Origin of the sequence: Pseudomonas sp. 22072, from assembly GCF_052046095.1 — a bacterium.
GTDB classification, from domain to species: Bacteria; Pseudomonadota; Gammaproteobacteria; order Pseudomonadales; family Pseudomonadaceae; genus Aquipseudomonas; species Aquipseudomonas paracarnis.
Window position 1 is genome coordinate 105,790 of the sequence record NZ_JBQEQE010000011.1, and the last position, 6,060, is coordinate 111,849.

The 6,060-nt window shown below is 59.5% G+C and carries 7 protein-coding genes; 6 read left to right on the forward strand and 1 reads right to left on the reverse strand.

Annotated features, from left to right (window positions below):
* Window positions 1-12 precede the first annotated feature (12 nt).
* Both ACTJLA_RS13810 and ACTJLA_RS13815 read left to right on the forward strand, forming a co-directional pair.
* A complete protein-coding gene (locus ACTJLA_RS13810; RefSeq protein ID WP_072448011.1) occupies window positions 13-591 on the forward strand; it encodes a c-type cytochrome in 579 nt (192 codons plus the stop codon).
* The gene (locus tag ACTJLA_RS13815) at window positions 582-1,886 is read left to right on the forward strand and encodes an FAD-dependent oxidoreductase (RefSeq protein WP_072448010.1); all 1,305 of its coding nucleotides are present in this window, start codon (window positions 582-584) and stop codon (window positions 1,884-1,886) included. Before ACTJLA_RS13810 ends, ACTJLA_RS13815 begins: the two co-directional genes overlap by 10 nt.
* Before the next feature lie 108 nt (window positions 1,887-1,994).
* Here the strand turns inward: ACTJLA_RS13815 and ACTJLA_RS13820 are convergent, their stop codons facing one another.
* Window positions 1,995-2,273: a DUF3509 domain-containing protein gene (locus ACTJLA_RS13820; protein WP_003172952.1), complete on the reverse strand. Its 279-nt coding sequence runs from the start codon at window positions 2,271-2,273 to the stop codon at window positions 1,995-1,997.
* 452 nt (window positions 2,274-2,725) lie between these two features.
* Here ACTJLA_RS13820 and ACTJLA_RS13825 point away from each other — a divergent pair, with 452 nt between their 5' ends.
* The 4 genes from ACTJLA_RS13825 (at window position 2,726) to ACTJLA_RS13840 (ending at window position 6,005) form a co-directional block, all read left to right on the forward strand.
* Window positions 2,726-4,552, forward strand: a complete 1,827-nt coding sequence (locus tag ACTJLA_RS13825; RefSeq protein ID WP_314549806.1) for a long-chain-acyl-CoA synthetase — start codon at window positions 2,726-2,728, stop codon at window positions 4,550-4,552.
* 106 nt (window positions 4,553-4,658) lie between these two features.
* Window positions 4,659-5,174 carry an ankyrin repeat domain-containing protein gene (locus tag ACTJLA_RS13830; RefSeq protein WP_014719271.1) on the forward strand — a complete coding sequence of 172 codons (516 nt, stop codon included), beginning with the start codon at window positions 4,659-4,661 and terminating at the stop codon, window positions 5,172-5,174.
* A gap of 41 nt (window positions 5,175-5,215) precedes the next feature.
* The gene (locus tag ACTJLA_RS13835; RefSeq protein WP_252949810.1) at window positions 5,216-5,746 is read left to right on the forward strand and encodes a hypothetical protein; all 531 of its coding nucleotides are present in this window, start codon (window positions 5,216-5,218) and stop codon (window positions 5,744-5,746) included.
* A gap of 67 nt (window positions 5,747-5,813) precedes the next feature.
* Window positions 5,814-6,005 carry a PLDc N-terminal domain-containing protein gene (locus tag ACTJLA_RS13840; protein ID WP_003192770.1) on the forward strand — a complete coding sequence of 64 codons (192 nt, stop codon included), beginning with the start codon at window positions 5,814-5,816 and terminating at the stop codon, window positions 6,003-6,005.
* The last annotated feature ends 55 nt before the right edge of the window (window positions 6,006-6,060 follow it).

Consider the following 6,060-nt stretch of genomic DNA (forward strand, 5'->3'; position numbering starts at 1 on the left):
AGAGTCCAGGCTATGCGCGTGGTTATCGGGGCGTTGTTGATTGGCCTAGTGTTTTTCGCGGTTCCCAGTCTGCAAGCAGGCAGTCGTGGCGAGCTCTTCATGTTGAGCAACGGTTGTATCAATTGCCACGGTTTCGAGGGACAGCGCACGCCGGGGGCGATTCCTTCGCTGGCCGGCCAGCCCGAGGCCTACCTGTACAAGACCCTGGCGGCTTATCGCGACGGCACTCTCAAAGGCACCATCATGAACCGGGCGATGGAAGGGTACGACGACCAGACGCTCAGGCAGTTAGCCGAGTATTACAGCAGCCTGCCGAAAGAATCGCTGGGGGGGGCCTCGTCCCAGGCACACAAACAGGGTGAGCGGCTGTACGCGCAATACTGTTCCAGTTGCCATGAGGAGCAGGCAGATACGCCGTATGTGAGAGGACAGAATGCGCAGTATATGCAAGGAGTGCTGAAGGATATGGTCACAGGCCAACGAACGATGCCAGAGGAAATGACCAGTGCGATGTCTGCCCTCAAAGGCGAGGAGTTGCAGCAGCTTCTGGGGTATCTACAAGGTTGCGCACAGGGGGCTCTATGTCGATGAACCCACAACGCAGGCTGCTGCTCAGGTGGCTGGCCACGGGCATCGGCGTTTCCTCGATCCAGGCCCTGGCCAGACCTGCGGTGGCCGTGACGGCCCACTCTTATGCGGTAGTGGTGATCGGCGGTGGTTTTGCCGGCGCAACTTTCGCTCGTACTCTCAGGCGCCTGGACGCCAACGTCGGCATCACTCTGGTCGAGCCCAGCCGGCAGTATCACTGCTGCCTGCTGGGGGTTGAATACCTGGTGGGCAAGCGGGACGAAGAAACCCTGGTCTTTGGTTACGAGCAGTTACGAGCCGAGGGCATCGAGGTGGTCCATCAGAAGGCGCGCTTGATCGATGCCAAACGAAAGCAGATCAGGCTCGCGGACGGTTCGGTGCTCGGCTTTGACCGCTGCGTAGTGGCAACGGGTATTGGCTACAAGTACGACAGCATCGCCGGTTACAGCGAGGCGGTGTCCAGTCGTGTACCTCATGCCTGGGGCGGCGGCGAGCAACTGCGCTTGCTCCGGCAGCAACTGGAGGCCATGCCCAACGGCGGCAATGTGCTGATCTCGGTACCCGTGGACGATTACCGCTGCCCACCCGGGCCGTATGAAAGGGCCAGCCTGATTGCCGATTATCTCAAGACCCACAAGCCCGATTCTCGGGTGATCGTCCTGGATGCCAAGCCGCGGTTTGCCAAGCAGGCGCAATTCGAGCAGGCCTGGAAACGTTTCTATGGCTATGGGAGTAAGCAGGCCACCATCCAGTGGGTCGGCGCCTTGCAGGGGGGGACCGTGCTAGGTTTCGACGAAGCCAAGGGGCAGTTGCTGACCGAGGGTGGTCCGGTCAGCGGCCATGTGATCAATATCATTGCGCCCCAACAGGCAGATGATTTTTCACGGCACAACGGCCTGGCCGCAGAGCATGGCTGGTGTCCGGTCAACACCCAAACCCTGGAATCCCTGCTAGTACCGGATGTGCATGTGATCGGCGACGCGGCCTACGCCGAGAAACTGCCCAAGTCGGCCTTCGCTGCGACATGCCAGGCCAGGGTCTGTGCCTTGGCCATCCATAGCCAGATGCACGGCCTGGAGCTGCTCAAGCCGCAGTATATGAATGTCTGCTACAGCCTGTGTGGCGACAACTATGGTATCTCGGTGCTCCTGCACTACCAGCATGACGCAGCCAGCAATGTCATCGAGATCCAGACCTTGCGGGTCACACCCCTGGACGCCAGCGATGAAGATCACCGTCGTGAAGCGCTGTCGACCTACAGCATGTTCGACAGCTTGGTCAAAGAGGCATTTGGCTAGACTTGGGACCACTAAGAGGGCTGCGGGACCGAATAAAAACGCCCGATACAATGCATCGGGCGTCGGGAAGAACCAGGTGTAAACCTATTCAGGACTGGATACTGTCGCTTAGGCCGAATGATAAGTCGGCAGCGCAAAGCGGTTCTGGCTTTGCAACATCGAAATCTGCGGCAGTTCGCTGGCTTGTTCAGCCAAGTCACGGCGAATGGCGCTGATGACCCAGGTCAATTGGTCGGCAGTGTGCAGCTGCTGATAAGAGATCGAGCGCTTGACCTGTTTACCTTCGCTGTTGCGCAGGGTCAACAGGATACCGCCGTCCGGACGTGGCTGGGTGGTGACGTCGTAGTTGGAGAATACCGAAGCGAATTTATCTTGGATCAGGCTCATGTCTATCAGCTCCATTGGCTCAAGTTGGCAAGCATGGAGTGATAGGTGCAGTGATTGTGCCAGTATTGGATTTTCTAGAAAATCCTTATAAATCAGTTACTTATAAGTTTATAGGATTTTCATTTTCGTGCAATTTGCATGAAGGGCCATCGTGCATCCTGCATTTTGCGCTATCTGCCCGGTGATTTTCCGGGCAGGAGGGGAAGGGCTGTAATGATACTGACCGCCTTTTGCCAGGAAAAATCCCGGTCGGCTGGCAGGCCGTCATCGCAGGCAAGGCGGCTCCCACATTTAAATGGTGGAGTGTCAGGGGGATAGGCATCGGGCGGCCGCCACGGGATACAAAACTTTTCAAATCCCGCGTGTACAGCCAAAGAACCGCTGACGTATTTTCCGCTACACCAGTCGATGTACCTGGACCAGACCAAGAATAAGAAAAGGGACGTCCCGCCATGACTCATCAGCAAATCGACATGATCACCTGGCGCATGATGCTGCGTAAGGTGCCTGCCATCGTTCGGGCGCTACCACGGGTGGTGCGCGGCATGCGTGCGGCCAACGTCACCGACCCCAGCCAACCCTGCGGCCTGGGCTGGCATTTCGAACAAGCCACGTTGCGTAACCCGGACGGTGCTGCCCTGCTGTATGGGGACAGCGTGATCAGCTACCGCGACGCCAATCAGTGCGCCAATCGTATTGCCCATCACTTGCAGGCCCAGGGCATCCGCAAGGGTGACGTGGTGGCGCTGTTTATCGAGAATCGCCCCGAGTTGCTGCTCAACGTGCTGGCCGTGGCCAAGCTGGGCGGGATCTGCGCCATGCTCAATACGGCGCAAACTCAAGGGGCGCTGGTACACAGCCTGACCCTGGTCAATCCGGTTGCCATTGTGGTCGGTGCCGAATTGCTGAGCCCTTACGCAGCAGTGCGTGATCAAGTTCAGATCCCTGCCGGGCGCACCTGGTTCGTGGCCGATCAGCCCGACAGTAGGGTGCCCGACGGCTACATCGACCTGATGGCCGCCAGTGCCGAAAGCCCGGTGGACAACCCGGCAAGTTCGGCGCAGGTGTTCTTCCACGATCCCTGCTTCTATATCTACACCTCCGGCACCACCGGCTTGCCCAAGGCCGGCATCATGAAGCACGGGCGCTGGACCAAAACCGCCGTGAGCTTCGGCAGTATCGCCCTGGACATGGGGCCACAGGACGTCCTCTATTGCACCTTGCCGCTGTACCACGCCACCGGCCTGTGCGTGTGCTGGGGGGCGGCGATTATCGGTGCGTCCGGCTTTGCCATTCGGCGCAAATTCAGCGCCAGCCAGTTCTGGGACGATGCACGCAAGTTCAAGGCGACCACCCTGGGCTATGTCGGTGAGCTGTGCCGCTATCTGCTCGACCAGCCCGCGAGTGCGCAGGACCGTGATAACCAGGTGACCAAGATGGTCGGCAACGGCCTGCGCCCCGGTGTGTGGGCGCAGTTCAAGCAGCGCTATGGTGTGGAGCATATCTGCGAACTGTATGCCGCCAGCGACGGCAATATCGGCTTTACCAACGTGCTGAACTTTGACAACACCATCGGCTTTTGCCTGCAGCATTGGGCGCTGGTGGACTACGCCCATGACACTGGTGAACCGCTGCGCGGCAGCAACGGGTTCATGGTCAAGGTGCCCACCGGCGGGCAGGGCCTGTTATTGGCGCGCATTGATGATAAGTCGCCCTTCGACGGTTACACCGACCCGGAAAAGAACCGCAAGGTGGTACTGACCGACGTATTCGAAAAAGGCGACCGCTATTTCAACACCGGCGACCTGGTGCGCAGCATCGGTTTCGGGCATGCGCAATTTGTCGATCGCCTGGGGGATACCTATCGCTGGAAGGGCGAAAACGTCTCGACCACCGAGGTGGAAAACGTCCTGCTGAAACACCCGCAGATCGCTGAAGTGGTGGCCTATGGCGTCCAGATCGACAACACCAACGGCCGCGCCGGCATGGTCGCCATCACCCCCAGCGAATCCCTGGCCAGCCTGGACATGCGCGAACTGCTGCAATTCGCCCACGGCCAGTTGCCCCCTTATGCGGTGCCGTTGTTTTTGCGGATCAAGGTGAAGATGGAAACCACCGGCACGTTCAAGTACCAGAAAGTGAAGCTCAAGGAGCAAGGGTTCGACCCGGACAAGGCTGGCAATGACCCGGTCTACGCCTGGTTGCCGGGTTCGGACAGCTATGTGCCGGTGACCGGGCAATTGCTGGCGCAGATCCAGGGCGGCCAATTCCGTTATTGATTCTGGCTATGGCGGCTTTTGACAAAAAAGCCATGACACCGGGGAACTCCATCGCGACACTGGGCGCCTTAAACAGTTATGTCAGTCGCCTCAGCAAGGAGCCCCCATGTCAGATCAGCCTAAACAAATGACCGAAGACGAAGCCGCCGAGTTTGCCGAGCAAGTCTTCGACGTCGCGCGGCGCGGCGACGCCGCCATGCTTGCCGCACTGTTGGCGAAAGGCCTGCCGGCCAACTTTCGTAATCACAATGGCGACACCTTGTTGATGCTCGCGGCGTACCACGGCCATGCCGAGGCGGTCAAAGTGCTGCTGGAGTTCAAGGCCGACCCCCTGATCGCCAACGACAAGAACCAGTTGCCGATTGCCGGCGCGGCGTTCAAAGGCAATCTGCCGGTGGTCCAGGCGTTGATCGAGGGCGGCACGCCGATTGACGCGGCCTCCTCGGACGGGCGTACGGCCTTGATGATGGCGGCGATGTTCAACCGCGTTGACATGGTTGATTACCTGCTTGGTAAAGGCGCAAACCCCAAGGCCACCGATGCACAAGGCGCGACGGCACTGGCCGCGGCGCAGACCATGGGCGCGGTGGATACGGCGGCGCAGTTGCAGAAACTGGTGTAGGCTACGCGCCCTTCAAAACTTGCCCGTTACAGGACCGCCCCATGAAAACCGCCCTCGTCGAACTCATCAGCAAAATCAGCGCCGGCGTCATGGGGGACGATGAAGTAGCGCGTATTGCCGACGAAGCGGCCCAGGCCTACGCGGCCCCGGCGGCGTTCCTGGCGGCCAATCCGGATATCAACTACGACGACAGTTTCCCGATCCCGCTGGGGGAGTGGGTGGTGGTCGGTAGCCTGCCGGACACGGTGTTGTTCCAGGCCGATACCTATGGCGACCTGTTTGCCCAGATCGTTGCGTCGTTCGGTCCGGGCGTGGCGTTCAACCTCAAGCCCAAGCAACTGGCCAAGACCGAAGACCTGACCGCGCTCAACCGCATCCAGATCCAGATGAGCGCCCTGAGCCCGGAAGATGGCGGTTATGTGCTGATGAACTTCAGCCAGTTGTTGGATGACGAGATCCAGGCAGTGCTGGTGTTCGGCAACGACCTGGCGCGAGTGCTGGAACTGTGTGCCGAAGTCGGCATCAAGGCCGAGCCCTCGCTTGAAGCCTTGAAGATTGCCGTACACGTCTGAAATAAAACGGAACCCGCGCCAAGGCTGACTATCCTACAAGTGCATGCCCTCACTTAGGAGCGACACCATGGGTTCCACGTTTAATAGTCTGATTGGCCTGATCATCCTCGCGCTGGATATCTGGGCGATCATCAACGTGTTCAAAAGCGGCGCCAGCACCGGCGCCAAAGTGCTGTGGATCCTGTTGATCCTGCTGTTGCCAGTGCTGGGCCTGATCATCTGGGCTATCGCCGGGCCGCGCGGTAACGTGCGGATCTGACGACCCACTCGATTTGGAGCGGGCACAGTCAATGTGGGAGCTGGCTTGCCTGCGA

What these genes read in the sequence shown, in the direction of transcription:
- ACTJLA_RS13810 (WP_072448011.1), top strand. Translation starts at nt 13, where the DNA reads ATGCGCGTGGTTATCGGGGCGTTGTTGATTGGCCTAGTGTTTTTCGCG.
- ACTJLA_RS13820 (WP_003172952.1), bottom strand. Translation starts at nt 2,273, where the DNA reads ATGAGCCTGATCCAAGATAAATTCGCTTCGGTATTCTCCAACTACGAC.
- ACTJLA_RS13840 (WP_003192770.1), top strand. Translation starts at nt 5,814, where the DNA reads ATGGGTTCCACGTTTAATAGTCTGATTGGCCTGATCATCCTCGCGCTG.
- ACTJLA_RS13825 (WP_314549806.1), top strand. Translation starts at nt 2,726, where the DNA reads ATGACTCATCAGCAAATCGACATGATCACCTGGCGCATGATGCTGCGT.
- ACTJLA_RS13815 (WP_072448010.1), top strand. Translation starts at nt 582, where the DNA reads ATGTCGATGAACCCACAACGCAGGCTGCTGCTCAGGTGGCTGGCCACG.
- ACTJLA_RS13835 (WP_252949810.1), top strand. Translation starts at nt 5,216, where the DNA reads ATGAAAACCGCCCTCGTCGAACTCATCAGCAAAATCAGCGCCGGCGTC.
- ACTJLA_RS13830 (WP_014719271.1), top strand. Translation starts at nt 4,659, where the DNA reads ATGTCAGATCAGCCTAAACAAATGACCGAAGACGAAGCCGCCGAGTTT.